The organism is Lysinibacillus fusiformis (assembly GCF_003049525.1).
GTDB classification, from domain to species: Bacteria; Bacillota; Bacilli; order Bacillales_A; family Planococcaceae; genus Lysinibacillus; species Lysinibacillus fusiformis.
The window spans coordinates 69,631-87,614 of record NZ_PYWL01000003.1; the positions used below are offsets into that span (position 1 = coordinate 69,631).

14 protein-coding genes are annotated in these 17,984 nt (G+C 37.5%); all 14 read left to right on the forward strand.

Features of this window, described 5'->3' with window-relative positions; all coding sequences use genetic code 11:
* Window positions 1-215 precede the first annotated feature (215 nt).
* A complete protein-coding gene (gene lon / locus C9J29_RS09205; protein WP_043990746.1) occupies window positions 216-2,540 on the forward strand; it encodes an endopeptidase La in 2,325 nt (774 codons plus the stop codon).
* Between the two features lie 4 nt (window positions 2,541-2,544).
* Complete coding sequence (yihA, locus tag C9J29_RS09210) at window positions 2,545-3,126, forward strand: ribosome biogenesis GTP-binding protein YihA/YsxC (RefSeq protein WP_008180654.1); 582 nt, start codon at window positions 2,545-2,547, stop codon at window positions 3,124-3,126.
* Between the two features lie 136 nt (window positions 3,127-3,262).
* Window positions 3,263-3,436 carry a YjfB family protein gene (locus C9J29_RS09215; protein ID WP_008180656.1) on the forward strand — a complete coding sequence of 58 codons (174 nt, stop codon included), beginning with the start codon at window positions 3,263-3,265 and terminating at the stop codon, window positions 3,434-3,436.
* A 143-nt stretch (window positions 3,437-3,579) separates the two neighbouring features.
* Complete coding sequence (locus tag C9J29_RS09220; protein WP_043990747.1) at window positions 3,580-5,238, forward strand: DUF5666 domain-containing protein; 1,659 nt, start codon at window positions 3,580-3,582, stop codon at window positions 5,236-5,238.
* Between the two features lie 206 nt (window positions 5,239-5,444).
* Complete coding sequence (locus C9J29_RS09225; protein ID WP_107922042.1) at window positions 5,445-6,893, forward strand: S-layer homology domain-containing protein; 1,449 nt, start codon at window positions 5,445-5,447, stop codon at window positions 6,891-6,893.
* An 18-nt stretch (window positions 6,894-6,911) separates the two neighbouring features.
* Window positions 6,912-9,833 carry a VWA domain-containing protein gene (locus tag C9J29_RS09230; protein WP_107922043.1) on the forward strand — a complete coding sequence of 974 codons (2,922 nt, stop codon included), beginning with the start codon at window positions 6,912-6,914 and terminating at the stop codon, window positions 9,831-9,833.
* Window positions 9,834-10,030: 197 nt separating this feature from the next.
* Window positions 10,031-11,395: a glutamyl-tRNA reductase gene (gene hemA, locus C9J29_RS09235; RefSeq protein ID WP_107922044.1), complete on the forward strand. Its 1,365-nt coding sequence runs from the start codon at window positions 10,031-10,033 to the stop codon at window positions 11,393-11,395.
* Window positions 11,396-11,569: 174 nt separating this feature from the next.
* A complete protein-coding gene (locus C9J29_RS09240) occupies window positions 11,570-12,397 on the forward strand; it encodes a cytochrome C assembly family protein (protein ID WP_036119291.1) in 828 nt (275 codons plus the stop codon).
* A gap of 18 nt (window positions 12,398-12,415) precedes the next feature.
* Window positions 12,416-13,348, forward strand: a complete 933-nt coding sequence (gene hemC / locus C9J29_RS09245) for a hydroxymethylbilane synthase (RefSeq protein ID WP_008180666.1) — start codon at window positions 12,416-12,418, stop codon at window positions 13,346-13,348.
* Complete coding sequence (locus tag C9J29_RS09250) at window positions 13,338-14,099, forward strand: uroporphyrinogen-III synthase (RefSeq protein ID WP_008180668.1); 762 nt, start codon at window positions 13,338-13,340, stop codon at window positions 14,097-14,099. The genes hemC and C9J29_RS09250 overlap by 11 nt, the downstream gene beginning before the upstream one ends.
* Window positions 14,096-15,076 (forward strand): porphobilinogen synthase, encoded by a 981-nt coding sequence (gene hemB, locus C9J29_RS09255; protein WP_008180670.1) that lies wholly within the window; start codon window positions 14,096-14,098, stop codon window positions 15,074-15,076. The genes C9J29_RS09250 and hemB overlap by 4 nt, the downstream gene beginning before the upstream one ends.
* Window positions 15,077-16,369 (forward strand): glutamate-1-semialdehyde 2,1-aminomutase, encoded by a 1,293-nt coding sequence (gene hemL / locus C9J29_RS09260; RefSeq protein WP_107922045.1) that lies wholly within the window; start codon window positions 15,077-15,079, stop codon window positions 16,367-16,369.
* 242 nt (window positions 16,370-16,611) lie between these two features.
* Entirely contained in the window at window positions 16,612-17,058 is a 447-nt protein-coding gene (locus C9J29_RS09265) for an SRPBCC family protein (RefSeq protein WP_008180674.1), read from the forward strand.
* A 175-nt stretch (window positions 17,059-17,233) separates the two neighbouring features.
* The gene (locus C9J29_RS09270) at window positions 17,234-17,917 is read left to right on the forward strand and encodes a valyl-tRNA synthetase (RefSeq protein WP_107922046.1); all 684 of its coding nucleotides are present in this window, start codon (window positions 17,234-17,236) and stop codon (window positions 17,915-17,917) included.
* Window positions 17,918-17,984: the final 67 nt, after the last annotated feature.

The following is a 17,984-nucleotide window of genomic DNA, read 5'->3' on the forward strand; positions in this document are numbered from 1 at the left end:
TGTCTACCGTTATGAGATAAAGAGTAATTAGCTGACTTCGATTGTGCAATGTTCGCACATATCGACAGTCAGCTTTTTATTCATTCTTACATATTGGCCAACTGACTTGTAGAAATTTTTGGCTCGTTTCAATAACTAGTGTGAATCAGTTTTTTAAACACATACTAGTAGCGCGGGAATTGAACATGAAAATTTTGACGGAGGTGAATACCCGCATGGTAACTATACAAAAAACAACAAATGTACCATTATTACCTTTACGTGGACTTTTAGTATTCCCATCGATGGTGTTACATATTGATGTGGGTAGAAATCGTTCTGTAGCAGCGCTAGAACAGGCAATGTTAGAGGACCAGATGATTTTATTGGTAACACAAAAGGAAATGCACGATGAACAGCCAGAAGAACAAGATTTATACGCGATTGGTACAATGGCTTATGTCAAACAAATGTTAAAATTACCAAATGGCACATTGCGAATTTTAGTTGAGGGAGTCGCGCGTGCATCTTGGAAAAACTATCGTGCCTTAGAAAATTTTACATTTGTTGATATCGACGTAAAAGAGGATTTGTTAGGTAAGGATGTAGAAACGCAAGCTTTAATGCGTACACTATTAACGTATTTTGAAAAATATGCTAAATCCTCTAATAAAATAACAGCCGAGACCATCAACACTGTAGCAGATATTGAGGAACCAGGACGATTAGCAGACATTATTGCATCACATTTACCATTTAAAATTGCAGATAAGCAAGAAGTGTTGGAAATGCTGAATGTGAAGAAACGACTAGATCACTTAATTATTCGTTTGCACGATGAACAAGAAGTACTCGATCTGGAAAAGAAGATCAATTCAAAAGTGAAGCAATCGATGGAGCGTACGCAAAAAGAATATTATTTACGTGAACAGATGAAGGCTATCCAAACCGAGCTTGGGGACCGTGAAGGAAAAACGGGTGAAGTAGCAGAGTTACGTAAATCAATTGATGCGTCAGGGATGCCTGAGTCAACAAAAGAAGTGGCACTGAAGGAATTAGATAGGTATGAAAAAATTCCAGGTGCTAGTGCTGAAAGTGGCGTTATCCGAAATTACATCGATTGGCTCATTTCATTACCTTGGACAAAAGCAACTGAGGATCGCATGAATATTGATCATGCTGAGAACATTTTGAATCGGGATCATGATGGATTAGAAAAAGTTAAAGAACGGGTTCTTGAATATTTAGCTGTCCGTCAGCTGAAAAATTCACTTCGTGGACCGATACTTTGCTTAGCGGGACCTCCAGGTGTGGGGAAAACATCATTAGCTCGCTCTATCGCGGAAAGCTTAGACCGCAAATTTATTCGTATTTCATTAGGTGGGGTTCGTGATGAATCTGAAATTCGTGGGCACCGTCGTACGTATGTAGGAGCTATGCCAGGTCGTATTATCCAAGGAATGAAAAAGGCTGGTACCATTAATCCGGTATTTTTATTAGATGAAATTGATAAAATGTCTAATGACTTTAGAGGAGATCCTGCTGCAGCGATGCTAGAAGTTTTAGATCCTGCGCAAAACAATACATTTAGTGATCACTATATTGAGGAAACATATGATTTATCAAATGTCCTATTTATTGCCACTGCCAATGATTTGAGTAGCATCCCAGGACCATTGTTAGACCGTATGGAAGTAATTTCTATAGCAGGCTATACAGAAATTGAAAAAGCGCAGATTACGAATAATCATTTAATTCCGAAGCAATTGAAAGAACATGGTTTGAAAAAGTCACAAGTTATTATTAAGGATGAAGCCGTAATTGATATTATCCGTTATTATACACGTGAGGCTGGAGTACGTGGTTTAGAACGTCAAATTGCTACGCTTTGTCGTAAAATTGCCAAGATAATTGTCTCGGGTGAGAAAAAACGGGTAACGGTTAACTCGAAATCAATCCAAGAATTGCTTGGTAAACATCGTTTCCGTTACGGACAGGCTGAAAAGGAAAATCAAGTAGGTGTTGCAACTGGTCTTGCTTACACAACAGTTGGTGGCGACACATTACAAATTGAAGTATCCTTAACACCTGGAAAAGGGAAATTGCAACTAACAGGTAAGCTGGGAGATGTCATGAAAGAATCAGCTCAAACAGCCTTATCCTATGTTCGAACAAAAATGGAGAAACTTCAAGTAGATCCAGAATATTTTGATACACATGATATCCATATTCACGTTCCAGAAGGTGCTGTCCCTAAAGACGGGCCATCTGCAGGTATTACAATGGCGACAGCTATTGTCTCTGCAATTCTAAACCGACCGATTCGCAGAGAAGTGGGGATGACAGGTGAGATCACATTACGTGGTCGAGTACTACCAATTGGTGGTTTGAAAGAAAAAACATTAAGTGCTCACCGTGCAGGATTAACAACTATTATTTGTCCACAGGATAATGAACGCGATATAGAAGATATTCCTGACAGTGTCCGTGAGCAACTTACATTTAAACTAGTGTCATCGGCAGATGAAGTATTAGCCTATGCACTGGACGGAGGTATTTAGAAAAATGAAAGTCCATAATGTCGAAATGGTCATTAGTGCGGTAAGACCAGACCAATATCCAGAAGATGGACTGCCAGAATTTGCATTAGCTGGTCGTTCAAATGTAGGGAAATCTTCCTTCATTAATCGAATGATCGGACGTAAAGCTTTAGCGCGTATTTCGTCTAAACCTGGTAAAACACAAACCCTGAACTTTTATAAAATTGAAGAACAATTATTTTTTGTAGATGTTCCGGGCTATGGTTATGCAAAGGTTTCGAAATCAGAGCGTGAAGCGTGGGGAAAAATGATTGAGCGTTACTTTACAGGGCGTCAAGAATTAAAAGCAGTTGTACAAATTATTGATTTGCGTCATCCTCCAACAGCGGATGATCGCATGATGTATGATTTTTTAAAGCATTATAATATTCCTTGCATTGTGATTGCAACGAAGGCAGATAAAATTCCAAAAGGTAAATGGGATAAGCATAAAAAAATTGTCAAAGAGACATTGGAGATGGAAAAAAATGATCCACTTATTGTCTTTTCTTCAGAAACAGGCCTTGGTTTTGAAGAGGCTTGGCGTACTATCGAAAATAGAATGTAAAAAAAAGCATCTATTGGTTCTAATGAATTAGGACTGTAGATGCTTTTTATTTTTACTAATGAAGTATGGAGAAACTTGGAGAATATGCTTGAGAAATAAAAAAATTTGCCGATAAGGTAGATAGGAGGTGGACTGTATGGATATAGCGGCTTTATCGATAGCAATGAATCAAGCGACACTTATGCAAAACGTATCCTTGGCTGTAACAAAACAAGCGATGGATATGCAGCAGCAAAACACAGAACAATTAGTTGAAATGTTAGATGCTCCACATCCGACAGCTGGACATACAATTGATGTTCAGGTCTGAGCAGGCAAGGTAGCTTTAATTGAAAGCTACCTTTACTTTTAAAGTTATCGGTTAAGATAGAAATTGTAACTTTTTGAATGAGAAAAACTACCAATAATACGATATACTATTCATGACTAAAATTTAGCAAGGAGGCAGAATTTTTGAAAAAGATATCATACATACTATCGATTATGTTACTGATGGTTCTAGTTTTTTCCTTTAACCAAACAGCTAAGGCTGCCCAATTAGTAACTGGTACCTTTGTTGATGTAACATATTCAGAATATACCAAGCCAGATGGCACGATAGAAAAGCAACTGAGTAAAGTGACATTGCAAAATGATCGAGGCCGTTCTGTAACCTACAATATTAGTAAGAACACACGCTTATTTATTAATAATACGTCCACAACTATAGAAGGTTTTAAAATGGGCATGGAAGTGGAAGCTGACATTTCTTTAAGAAGTGTTGTGGAACTACGAGGTAAATCTAATTTACCAACAGAAACGAATGTTCCATCAACTGGAGGCAACAGTACCACAATTGCTGGTGTCGTAACAAGTATCGATCCTAATGGATTATTTATTATGGTTAAGCCAGATGTTGGTGCAGAGACTACTTACTATATTAATAAAGAAACCGTTTATCAAAAAAGCTCATCTGCAACGGATATCAGTGCACTATATGTTGGAGATCGAATTAAATTGAGCTTGAAAAATAAAAATACTTCTATTGTTACAAAAATAGCAATAAGTGAAACGGGTACGCTTGTAGAAAACCTATATAAAGGGGAAATACAAGCAGTTAATCCTAATGCCAATAAATTAACTGTCAAAAACCAGCATGCTTTTGTTAACTGGCAATTTGGCTCTCAAATAACTGCAGACCTTTCAACAATGCCTTTTACTTCCAAGGTACCGATATATGTGGGAAATACTAAGGTAGAGAAAGGTCAACTGAAAAATTATATTGGTAGTGAAGCTTACTACGCGACTGTAAAACAATTTGGGAAAGAAGTTATTGAGAAAATTGTAGTATTGAAAAATAATGAACGAACTTATTATGAACCAATGCTATCTGTTGATACAGATTACAAACTGTTAAAACTTAAAACAGCAGGCTCAATGTATTTCCATAATGGAACTATTTTAATTCGTAATGGGCGTTTAATTGAACCGACGGGGCTTATGGCTTATGGTACAGCATTTGTAATTACAGATGGTGCTGCTCGTGATCACTATGCACAAGTAGTGCAAGTGACGAGTGATAGCTTTATGTCTCCAAACTTAGCTGGTCATGAATTATATTATGGACGATTATCTCAAGCTGATGGATACCTTATTGAAATTGACGATGCTATGAAAATAGAATCCAATGTTTTCAAGAAAACAGATCGTACAGTTCTGTCGGTTAGTAATTCAACAAAGGCAAAGGTAGATGACGGAAGTAGAACATATAATGTCATGCCTGATATTGAACTTTATTTATCTGAAGGGGATTATGGTTACTTCTATGTGAAGGATGGTCATGTACAGGCCCTTCATATGTTAGATAATGCCAAACCCGTTGCACCATTAATGCTTACAGGGAAGTTACAATCTGTGAAATCTACGTATCCTGCTGTTATAAACGTCAAGAGTGTTAGTCAATGGCAAAATGGCCATTGGTATGAAGCAGGTGAGATGATTAATATGAATATTGATCAAGCGACACTGATAAAAGCAGGTAAAGTGATTCAGGCATCTGATTTACAGCCATCGGATCGTTTAGTTGTACTATCGGATCGATTTGTAAAGGGACATTTTATTTTAGTAGATTAATGTCAATAACATACTAAAATCTGCGAGTCTAATGCGAATAGTATTAGCAAAAAGGCGATGTATTCATAATCTAAAAAAGGAATCTTCGCTTCGGCTTATGGGCTAAATTGTCAATACTTTCGAAAGATAAGCAGATTTTTGCTTTAGAAATTTTTAAAGCTAGCATCATGATTCACTTTATGTACAGTGAAAGAGAGGATAAGCGCATGCCAAAAAATTGGTCAAAATTAGTGTTAGTCATTCTGGCTATTTTTGTAATTAATTCGATTACACCATTCCATGCATCAGCTGCTTCATTAGAAACAACAGGTGCCGTGAAAAATGAATATACATATGAGGAAGCGGTATTTCTTTCAGGATCACCCGTCATTTTCAAAGGAACAAGTAAAGATATTAAAATTACACAAAAAGAATCGAAGGGCAAATTAACTGAAATGTATAGTATGAAGTTAACTGGCAACAATGGCGCAACATTAACAAGAAACATTGCCTACGAGTCAGATGTTGTGGATTATGCAAGTATTGGTCAAAAAACTTCTAATGGAGAGGTTAAGAAATATACTGAAAAAATTACAATCGGATCGATTACTTATTCTTTAGTCGATTATCAATTTTCCCAAGGAACTGTTACAGATAATCGGGCAGCTTCTGATTATTACTCGGGAAATGTAATTTCAAGAAAGACCTATGCCTATGAAACTGGCAAAGGGAAAAATGCGGTTCAAAACACCATAACGATTGAAACTGATAGCAGACATGCAGGCTATGAAAACTTTTGGGGAGCAACTGAAACACAAATCACAGAGTCTGTATATTCATTCAGTGATGGTAAGACAAGCCATGTAAAAAATCGCGTATCTACTAGTAAATCACGTATCCTGAATTACGAGGAGAACCTAGGTACTTTAGGTAGCTTCGAAGGTGGCTATGCCGTTGTCAGTGAAAAGGACGTTATATCGGAGTACACTTATAATTTAGCTTCTGGACAAAAAGGTACACTGGATTTAGATACAGAATATATGCCAACTATTGAACGTCTTATTATTCCTAAATTTCGGGACTTAACAAATCATTATGCGAAAGAAGCAATTGAGAAACTGTATTCTCTAGGTATTTATTCAGATTCAAGTAATTTCTTCTCTCCTAAAACACCAATGAAACGCATTGATTTTACTACAGCCATTGGTAAAGCGGTTGACCTACGCGTGTTTGAAGAAAAGAAATCAAGAAAAGCTCCTACTACAAGTGTCTTTAAGGATTTAAAACGATCTACTAAAGACTATTTCTATATTGAATCAGCTTTAAATAAAGGGATCATTAAAGGGGTTTCAGCGGATTACTTCATGCCTGATGGTGCTATCACAAGAGCACAGGCGGCAACTATCTTTGTTCGTGCCTTAGGCCTGGAAAATAGAGCGCCGAATCCTGGCTTTTTAACGAAATTTACGGATGACAACCAAATTCCAAACTTTGCAAGAGATGGTATCTATATTGCCAATGAGCTTGGATTGATGATTGGCGATTCTGCTGGACGTTTTAATCCAAATAAACCACTGTCTCGAGCAGAAGCTTCCGTTGTTCTAGAACGTTTCTTGAAATATTTAGAAGATGACTTGAAACAAAATTATCGTGATGACATATTGTTCTTTAACTAAAGAAAGGACTGAACAACCATGACATATGTAAAAAAAGCATTGCTTACTATGCTGTGCTTCATGCTGCTTTTGATGACAGCAACACCTGTTGTTACGCAAGCAGCTACAACAATTAGAGATGTTCCGACGAATAGTAGTAATTACAAAGCCATTTCTTGGGCGGTTGACAATGAATTGATGTCTTTGAACAATGCCAATAACTTTTTACCGAGTGAGCAAGTGACAGATCGAGAGCTTGTCCTCATGTTTGCGAAGCTAGATCGTAACTATCCATTATCTTATATTGATAGTGTGGCTTATAACTTTTATAGTGATTTTTATTTACCGTTTAATGGAACACATGTAAATGCCAATCGATCAAAAGCGATTACTCGTGGTCAATTTGCACAAATTTATGCCGCTTTTAAAGGATTGGATTTAGATGAACCACAAGCTGTTCAATATTTATATTCAAACAATTTATCGACAAGTAGTTCAGGTAAAAAAACATTTGCAAGCTTTAATCCATCAACAAAATTAACGCGTGGTGATGTAGCGACATTCTTATATAGAGCAGTCCAAAATGGTAACTTTGCCGTACAAGGATTAACGCGAAGTGCAGCTGGTCGTGATAATGATAGTATTACATTACCTCCAGGATTCATGGGCTCCAATAGTGCGGATTTTGAAGAACCAAAGGATAACTCCAATGATTTTACTGGACCTGATTATGTAAATAATGCATTGCAAAGCATTGTAGTGGAAAAACCAGATTTAATTGCGAATGAAGTGGATTCAACACTTGTGACTGTATCTTTAAAGGCTTGTAATGGAGACCCTATTGCGGATGATAAATCTTATACATTCCGTGTGACGTCAACTTACGGTACGATTATCGATACTTCCGGCGAAGCGGTTAGAACCGTCCAATCTGATGGTTCGACTGTATCAGCTATTGTTGTAGCGCCAAAATTAACAAAATCTGCTCGTGATACCATTTCCTTTGAATTGGTTAATAACACAGATCCAGCAATGAAGTGTCTTGTGGGGCAAAAATTAAAAGCAGAGGTGCGTTATTCACCACAACCTGAATTGCGTATAGATTACCAAGTCTATGATCCTACTAATACAGATGATGATAATGGGAATGTGACACCACCGTATATTCCATATGAGAAGTTGCCAGAGTTCTTCACACAAAACATAATTGATGTGTATTCACCAATTCCATTGAAGTATGATGGGGATAAAAAGCTATTTAGTATTGGGCAGCAAACTAATGTAACAGACTCCTTGGGCAATGTTCAAAATGTTTATTTACGTTACGGAGGCTCAGACCCTAGATATCCAGCACTAGGGTATGAAAATGCTATTTTACAATTTGAAAACTACAATATTTCTGTTTACCTTTTTGAGGAACTGTTAAATCGTCGTTTAGATAATTCTGTCACATCGCCAGCTAAAACTGAAATTATGTATATGATTTCTGAAGATGGCCGTCCGATTTATCGTGTTCAAGGGATTGATGATGAAATCGCCTCTCAGGTAGAAAACATTAATCCAGTTGGAGCTATCATCCAGCTTATGAACCATATGCCAGAAGAAAAAAAATTGACACTTGAACATTATGATAGTGTCATGAAAATTTATTCTATTTTTACAAACTTAAGTAACTATGATCGTACGGTGTTATTAAAATATCAAGGCGGGAAGCTACTTGGACAAGTAGAGGCTTATAAAAAACGAGTAGAGGCATTGAAAGAAAGTGCTGATGCTGCCTCTAGACCATCAGGCAAGGATCGCTATACAAAAGTCATGGTGACGTTAGTTCGTCCTGGTGGAGAACCAGTTACGGATTATCAAGGAACAGTCAAAATCAAGTATGATGGAGTGGAAAAAACAGCTTCATTTATTACGAATACTTCAGATCCATTAAACAATACAGGCAGTCCAGGTACAGCTGTTGCATACTTTGACTCTATCATCTATGGAAAATCCAAAGTAGAAGCAACCCTTGTCAATCCGATAGACCCTCGTTATGCAACGATTTTGAAGGGTTTAAAAGATAAAACAGTAAGCAAAGATATTTTTACTAATCCGTACTTCAGTAAAAATTCATGCTCATTAGCAACAGAAGTTGCTTATGTAGTGGATTATTCTTCTTCTATGAAGGCTGTTGATCCAACTAATTATCGTGGCAAGAAAATGATTGAATTTATCAATCAATTGAAGGCGAAAAATAACATCGTCATCGAAACAAACACAAAGGCAACAATTCTTGGTGAGGGTACAACAGATGCTGTATTGAAGAAAGACCTTTATAAAGCGTCTAAAGAGAAAGGTGCTACGGATATTTTTGCAGGTATTGATATTGCATTAACGAAATTCTCAAACGATACAAAAACGGCTAAAGCTATTGTGGTTGTATCTGATGGGAAAACAAGTAAATCAAAAATGACAAAAGTGATCAATGAAGCGAAAAAGCAAGGTGTGAAAATATACACAGTAAGTATGGGCAAGAAATCACAAATAAATGATGCTACTTTAATGCAAGTGTCTACAGAAACTGGCGGAGCTTATTATCACGCGCTTGATAATTTACAATTGCATCAGGTGTTCCAAAAGTTAATTGATGCGATTTTATGTAAAACTCCGGCATCAAGCTGTATCAACCCGGATGATTTATTTGAAGATGCAAATGTATCATTACGAAAAGGCTATCTTACAATGAGTGCTCGTATTGATGGTAATTGTCCAAACGTTGCGAAGATTAATGTACGTTATAAATCGATTAGTGGTGATGTACAATTCGAGTTGCTAAAACGTAGTGATCATGTGTTTATGTTAACGAAAACAGTACAAACTATGCAGGACTTTAAAGTTAATAATGAAATTGATTTGATCGCATATGATAAAGATGGAAATATTATTTCAATGAAAACTATTTCTATAACAAATTAATGATGAAAACTGCCTCCTATTGCGGGGCAGTTTTTTAATTTGAAACAAAACGTATAATTTGTTACACTTAGTTTATAATAATTCTAATGTAGATGACGAAATGCAGTTCTTCATGACATGTTCACAAATTATAGATGAACTATTGTCGAACTGTGCTATAATGAAATTTGTGAATTAGAACGTGTGAGGTGTTATTCATGCATACCATCGTAGTAGGCTTGAATTATAAAACAGCGCCTGTTGAAATAAGAGAGAAGTTATCATTCATTGAGAGTGAACTACCTCAGGCAATGGAAGCGCTGCAAAAGCAGAAAAGTATTTTAGAAAACGTTATTGTTTCGACATGTAACCGTACAGAAATTTATGCTGTTGTGGATCAATTGCATACTGGACGTCATTTTGTGAAACAATTTTTAGCTGATTGGTTTGACTTGCCTATGGAGACATTTTCTTCGTATTTAACAATTCGTGAAGAGGATGAGGCAGTCGAACATTTATTTAAAGTGACAGCTGGGATCGATTCAATGGTTCTAGGTGAAACGCAAATTTTAGGGCAAGTAAAAAAAAGCTTTTTAAGTGGACAAGAGATTGGCACGACAGGAACGGTTTACAATCAACTATTTAAACAAGCGGTAACATTTGCAAAGCGAGCACATAATGAAACAGCTATCGGCGAGAATGCGGTATCAGTTTCTTATGCAGCAGTAGAATTAGCAAAGAAAATTTTTGGCTCTTTACAACGCAAGCATGTAGCTATTCTAGGTGCAGGGAAAATGGGGGAGCTTGCGATTGAAAACCTCTACGGCAGTGGAGTAGGAAAAGTAACAGTAATTAACCGTACGTTTGAAAAGGCGGAAAGTCTAGCTGCAAAATTCCATGGTCAAGCTAAATCAATGAAGGAATTACAGTGCTCCTTATTAGAAGCAGATATTTTAATTACATCGACTGGTGCAACTGATTATGTCATTGATTATGAGCTCATGCAATTCGTGGAACGTTTACGTAAAGGGAAACCATTATTTATGGTAGATATCGCTGTTCCTCGTGATATCGATCCACGTGTTGGCGATTTACCAAATGTTTTCTTATATGATATTGATGATTTACAAGGTATTGTCGAAGCCAATTTAGCGGAACGCGAACGTGCTGCTGCTGATATTACGGATATGATTGGGCATGAAGTGCTCCAATTTAAAGATTGGGTGTCTACGCTTGGTGTCGTACCTGTGATTTCTGCATTACGGAAAAAAGCAAATCGTATTCAAGAAGAGACCATGACTAGTATCGAGAATAAAATGCCAGATTTAACGGAACGTGAACGTAAAATTTTAAGTAAACATACAAAATCAATTATTAATCAATTGTTAAAAGAGCCAATCTTACAAGCTAAAGAAATGGCTAATTCACCAAAAGCAAATGAACAGTTACGTTTATTCCAACAAATTTTTGGTATAGAAGAAGCTGTGGAAGCTGAAGTTCAAGAGATGACGAAGCAAGAGCTTGAGCGTAAAGAACGCGCACAGGCAACTCAAACTTCTGCTGAACCAAAGTATTCTTTCTAAATAATCTAATGCGTTTTGTACACTGAAGTTGTACGAAGTGGTGTTGCGCTATTGGATTCTCTACTGATATTACATGAGGCGTTTTCGTATCTGTATGGTAAACTTAGGATACGAAAACGTTTTTTGTTTTCTTATTTATAGCTTTACAATTTCACTACAAAGAAGGGATGTCTATTGGCTGATTTGACCATGACAAGGCTATATGAGGTGATGATCGTCTTGTATGCGATCAGTCTAGTTTTTTACTTTACTGATTATTTTTATAAGCAAGTACGAGCAAGGCGCATTGCTTTCTGGCTTGTTTCATTTGTATGGATGATTCAAAGTGCCATTATTATTTTAACGTTTGTGGAAACAAAACGCTTTCCGATCTTATCATTGTCAGAGGGGATTCTATTTTACTCCTGGTTACTTGTGACGTTATCCATTATCCTGCATTGCATTGCAAGAGTAGACTTACCGGTATTTATTATAAATATATTAGGATTTTTGTTTGCTAGTATATTTACATTTATGCCTAAACGTCCTACGGGAACTGTCGGAGATACATTAATTTCGGAAATGCTTTTTATTCATATATCATTTGCGATATTGTCATATGCAGCATTCACATTAACATTTGTGTTTGCCATTTTATATCTAGTTTTATATCGATTACTGAAGAAGAAAAAGTGGTCGCATCTTTGGACAAGACTGCCATCTTTACAGCAAACGAGCAACTGGATGAATGTATCATTCTTTATTGGAATCCCAATGCTATTTATAAGTTTAATATTAGGGTTTGAATGGGCATTATTAACATTAGAGAGTCTTTCGATTTTCGATGCGAAGATCATAGGATCCTTCATTATTTTAATTTTGTATTGCTTTATCTTATATGTGAATCGCAAAAGCAAGCTGATAGGTACAACTTATGCATGGGTACATATTTATGCCTATCTATTAGTTGTTGTGAACTTCTTCTTAGGAAGTAGTTTATCGCGATTCCATTTATGGTATTAGAGGAAAGGTTGGAGACTGTTGAGAAAAATTATTGTAGGTTCTAGGAGAAGTAAGCTAGCACTAACGCAAACAAATTGGTTCATTAATGAATTAAAGGCTGCTGGTGCTCCATTTGAATTTGAAGTAAAAGAAATCGTGACAAAAGGTGATCAAATTTTAGATGTACAGCTTTCAAAGGTAGGGGGAAAAGGATTGTTCGTTAAAGAAATTGAACAAGCCCTTTACGATAAAGAGATTGATTTTGCTGTCCATTCTATGAAAGATATGCCTGCTGTATTGCCGGAAGGTTTAGTAATTGGCTGTATTCCTCCACGTGAAGATGCACGTGACGCTTTTATTTCGAAGGGACATGTTAAATTTGCTGATCTTCCTGCAGGAGCTGTAGTCGGGACAAGTTCTTTACGTCGTAGTGCACAGCTACTAACAGTACGTCCGGATCTTGAAATTAAATGGATTAGAGGAAACGTTGATACACGTTTAGCTAAGCTTGAGACCGAAGAATACGACGCGATTATTTTAGCAGCAGCCGGTTTAAAACGACTTGGTTGGAGTGAAGATGTTGTCACTGAATTTTTATCAGTAGAAGATTGTTTGCCAGCCGTAGCACAAGGTTCTCTTGGTATTGAATGCCGTGGAGATGATACTGAGCTATTAGCCGAGTTAGCTAAATTAACAGACCAATTAACATGGCAAGAGGCACATGCTGAACGAGCATTCTTGGCGGCCATGGATGGCGGGTGCCAAGTACCAATCGCTGGCTATGCTACATCAAATGGGGATGAAATTACTTTAACTGGTCTTGTTGCTGCACCTGATGCATCAGTTGTATATAAAGAAACAGTAGTTGGTTCAGACGCACAAAAAATAGGGGAAGAGCTGGCTACTATTTTAACGAAACAAGGAGCTTTCGATTTAATTCAACGTGTGAAGGCAGAGCAAGATGCAAAATGATTTACCTTTAAGAGGTAAAACGGTACTTTTAACAGGTACATCTAAAACAACAGCTATTGTAGATGATATTGCAGCTTTAGGTGGCCATGCAGTAATTGCCCCATTAATTGAAACATGCGAACGTATGGACAACGATGATGCAAAACTGTTGAATAGTGCGCTTCAATTTGACTGGGTTATCTTTACGAGTCAAAATGCTGTAGATGCATTTGCTAATAAGATGGAGCGGCATCAATTAAGTGCCAAAAATTTTCAAGCGAAAATTGCTTCCATTGGGACAAAAACAACTACAGCGTTAGAAAATCTAGGATTTCAAGTGAGCTTTATGCCTTCCGTATTTAGTGCTGATATTTTCGTCAAGGAATTTCCAAGTATAGCTGGCGACCATCCAAGTTGTCTGTTTATTCGTGGAGAAAAGGCGAAAAGTACATTGAAGGATGGACTGCCCTTTAATTTGAAAGAATGGACAGTTTATGAAACGGTAGAACGACATGATCAAATATCAGCTATTATTAATTGCATCCATCACAATGAGGACGTCACAGTGATTTTTGCTAGTCCTTCAGCTGTTGATGTATATGCAAAAAGTGTAGCAGTACATGTTGGATGGCAAGCAACTAGGGTTGCAGCCATCGGCCATATTACGGAAGCAGCTCTTGAACAATACGGTGCAACTGTGGATATTATGCCAAGTGTATATACAATGCAAGCAGTCATCGAAGAATTAATGAAAGTAGGGGACAAATCATGACAAAACTACAATTTCAAAGACATCGTCGTTTGCGTGCCAATGCAACGATGCGATCAATGGTAAAAGAAACATACTTACATAAAGAGGACCTGATTTATCCTATTTTTGTAATAGAGGGCGAAAATATTAAAAATGAAGTACTATCTATGCCTGGTGTTTTTCAATTTTCATTAGATAAGCTAGAAGCAGAAATTGATGAGGTTGTTGCATTAGGAATCCCAGCTGTAATTTTATTTGGTTTACCGGCTGAAAAAGATGCTGTTGGAACTGGTGCATTCCATGATCATGGTATTGTCCAAGAGGCGACTCGCTTAATTAAAACGCGTCATCCTGAGCTTTTAGTCATTGCGGATACATGCTTATGTGAGTTTACGGATCATGGTCATTGTGGCTTAATTGAAGGCGATCAAATTTTAAATGACCCTTCCTTAGATGTTTTAGCTCGTACAGCAGTATCACAAGCAAAGGCAGGCGCAGATATAATTGCTCCATCTAATATGATGGATGGTTTTGTTGCAGCCATTCGTGCTGGTCTTGATGAAGCGGGCTTTGAGCATATTCCAATCATGTCATATGCTGTGAAATATGCGTCAAGTTACTATGGCCCATTCCGTGACGCGGCAGATGGTGCTCCACAATTTGGTGATCGTAAATCCTATCAAATGGACCCATCAAACCGTTTAGAGGCATTCCGTGAGGCAGAATCTGATATCGAAGAGGGTGCGGATTTCTTAATTGTTAAGCCAGCCCTAAGTTATTTAGATATTATTCGAGATATGAAAAATAATTATCCATTACCACTTGTTGCGTATAATGTCTCAGGGGAGTATGCGATGATTAAAGCAGCTGCTATTAATGGGTGGATTGAAGAGAAAAAAGTTGTGCTTGAAACATTATTAGGCATGAAACGTGCAGGTTCTGATTTAATTATTACGTATCATGCAAAAGATGTTGCACGTTGGTTGGAGGAGAAATAAATGACACGTTCTTACGAAAAATCAAAGCAAGCCTATGCTGAAGCTGTTCAGTTAATGCCAGGTGGTGTCAACAGCCCCGTTCGTGCATTCAAATCAGTAAATATGGACCCAATTTTCATGGAATCAGGCCATGGGGCTATCATTAAAGATATTGATGGTAATGAATATATAGATTATGTATTATCTTGGGGCCCACTCATTTTAGGACATACACATCCAGAGGTTGTCAAAGCAATTGCTGAAACTGCAGCAAAAGGCTCTTCCTTTGGTGCACCAAGCTATACAGAAACTCGTTTAGCTCAATTAGTGTTAGATCGTCTTCCAGGCATGGAAATGATTCGCTTCGTTTCTTCGGGAACAGAAGCTACTATGTCTGCATTACGTGTAGCACGCGGTGTTACAGGTCGTGATAAGATTTTAAAATTTGAAGGCTCTTATCATGGCCATGGTGATTCATTATTAATTAAAGCAGGATCTGGAGTTGCTACATTGGGTCTTCCTGATAGCCCTGGCGTACCTGCAGATATCGCTCGTAATACGTTAACTGTAGCCTATAATGATTTAGAAGGCGCTAAAGCTGTTTTCGAAAAATTTGGAGCAGAGTTAGCAGCAGTTATTGTAGAGCCAGTTGCAGGGAATATGGGTGTTGTACCACCACAATCAGGTTTCTTAGAGGGCTTACGCGAATTAACAACTTCACATGGTGCGTTATTAATCTTTGATGAGGTTATGACGGGCTTCCGTGTTGATTATGGTTGTGCACAAGGTTACTTCGGAGTTACACCTGATATTACGACGTTAGGGAAAGTAATTGGCGGAGGCCTTCCAGTGGGTGCGTTTGCTGGTACTAAAAAAATTATGGAGCAAGTAGCACCAGCTGGACCAATTTATCAAGCAGGTACACTTTCAGGGAATCCATTAGCTATGACAGCGGGCTATGAAACGCTATCACGTTTAGATCACAGTACTTATGAATACTTTAAACAACTAGGCGATCAGCTAGAGGCTGGTTTCCGTGAAGCGGCGACGAAGTACAAAATTCCTCACACTGTTAATCGTGCAGGTTCTATGATTGGCTTCTTCTTTACGAATGAAGAGGTCATTGATTTTGCAACTGCTAAATCATCGGATTTAGCCTTATTTGCTGAATACTTCCGTTTGATGGCTGAGGAAGGAATTTTCCTACCACCGTCTCAGTTTGAAGGGTTGTTTATCTCTACTGCACATACAGAGGAGCATATCGCAAAAACGGTTGATGCCTTCCATAAAGTATTTGCACAATTAGCTAAGTAATTGATAGGGCATGCTAGAAAAAAATCTAGCATGCCCTTTTGTATACATAAGTTAGAAGTCATTGTAGTACTTGAGCAATAAAAGAACAAAAGAGAAAATATAGCATATATTAACTAGTAAGGACAATCATCTATACTGGATGAAGGACCTGCTTTTGTCAAAATTATATCTTTCAGCATAGCCAAAATGTGGACGATATCGTTTATAATATAGCTATTCATAAAAGAAAGTAGTGAATTGATATGGCAACAGGCACACATACGGTCGAAGTACCCGTAGGAATTGAACATGTATGGGATTTCGTCAGTGATATGGAGAAATGGGCAAAGCTAGTCCCAGGTTATAACGCACATGAAATGATTGATGACAAACATTCAACATGGACTTTTAAAGGAAATGTGGGAGTTCTGAAAAAAACAGTTGAAGTAGAAATTATTATTTTAGAGTGGGTATCCCCGTCCAAAGTGACATTTGAACTTAAAGGTCTTTCGGATAATTTCACAGGAAATGGCTATTTCCTTGCAGAAAGCATGGATGCTGAAAACACAAAAATGACAGGCTTCTTAGAGGTTATTGCTGGTGGATTAGCTGGACCTGTTTTAAACCCAATTTTCAAACCGATTGTACCAAAGGCAACGCAAATGTTAACAGATCGTGTAGCAAATAAAATCAAATTAGTACATGTTTAATTGATGTAAGTACATTCATAAAAATGGCATGCTAGAAGTAATGTTCTAGCATGCCATTTTTATATGAATTTCCTCTTTTTTTATACGGTTGAATAGGAAGCTTTCTAGCATACTATCCCCTCATAAGTCATATGATGCAAAGGGAGGGATTATTATCGAACACAAAACTTGGAATATGAGTGAAACATTTTGTTTTCCTGGGTACGGCTGCCCAACAGAAATAGCAGCTGTGCAAATTAAGCCACAGTGGCAGGCAATGCAGTTAGAGGATTCACTTCGACTAGTAGGCATCTATCATATCACCGCACATGTACGCTTCGATTTTCAAAATATGCAAGCTTTTACAGGCGATGAAGAATTAATTTCAATTGATGCCCTAGATGTCCAAGGAGATACAGGTTATTTTGAGTATGCCGTGCCATTACATGTCGATTTACCAAAGGAATCAAACCTTAAGGATATAATGGTCAAAGATATTCGCCCAAGCTTGACGAATCAGAAATGTCAGCTTGAATGGACAGTCACAAGCATCTTTAACGAATACGAGCCAGTTGTTGAAAATGACCATGTATTAGAAGAAGATCAGTCCTTTACTGCCAGTGCCTATGAACATGAAGAGATACTTACTGTGCCAGAAGAAAGCATGCAAGTGAAAAAACAAACTACCGCAGTAGTAGCAGCTTCACACCAAGTGAAGACTCCAACAGTTGACCAAAAAACAAGTTTGAGAGAATCCTCAAGTCATATTGTTGTACGTGAGTCCAGCACTTGGCATGAAGTGCCTTCCATGATTTGGGATCTAACTGAAGAATATACACCGCTTAAAGTTCGTGTATCAAATGATGTCTTTCAAAAGTAAATAGCTGAGAAGTAGCAAGAGTAATAAGAAAATTAAATCACCGGATGTTGGAACAATAATGACACGG

Bases quoted from the DNA above. Each gene is read 5' to 3' on its own strand.
- lon (WP_043990746.1), top strand. From the start codon at position 216: ATGGTAACTATACAAAAAACAACAAATGTACCATTATTACCTTTACGT.
- yihA (WP_008180654.1), top strand. From the start codon at position 2,545: ATGAAAGTCCATAATGTCGAAATGGTCATTAGTGCGGTAAGACCAGAC.
- C9J29_RS09215 (WP_008180656.1), top strand. From the start codon at position 3,263: ATGGATATAGCGGCTTTATCGATAGCAATGAATCAAGCGACACTTATG.
- C9J29_RS09225 (WP_107922042.1), top strand. From the start codon at position 5,445: ATGCCAAAAAATTGGTCAAAATTAGTGTTAGTCATTCTGGCTATTTTT.
- C9J29_RS09230 (WP_107922043.1), top strand. From the start codon at position 6,912: ATGACATATGTAAAAAAAGCATTGCTTACTATGCTGTGCTTCATGCTG.
- hemA (WP_107922044.1), top strand. From the start codon at position 10,031: ATGCATACCATCGTAGTAGGCTTGAATTATAAAACAGCGCCTGTTGAA.
- C9J29_RS09250 (WP_008180668.1), top strand. From the start codon at position 13,338: ATGCAAAATGATTTACCTTTAAGAGGTAAAACGGTACTTTTAACAGGT.
- hemB (WP_008180670.1), top strand. From the start codon at position 14,096: ATGACAAAACTACAATTTCAAAGACATCGTCGTTTGCGTGCCAATGCA.
- hemL (WP_107922045.1), top strand. From the start codon at position 15,077: ATGACACGTTCTTACGAAAAATCAAAGCAAGCCTATGCTGAAGCTGTT.
- C9J29_RS09265 (WP_008180674.1), top strand. From the start codon at position 16,612: ATGGCAACAGGCACACATACGGTCGAAGTACCCGTAGGAATTGAACAT.
- C9J29_RS09270 (WP_107922046.1), top strand. From the start codon at position 17,234: ATGAGTGAAACATTTTGTTTTCCTGGGTACGGCTGCCCAACAGAAATA.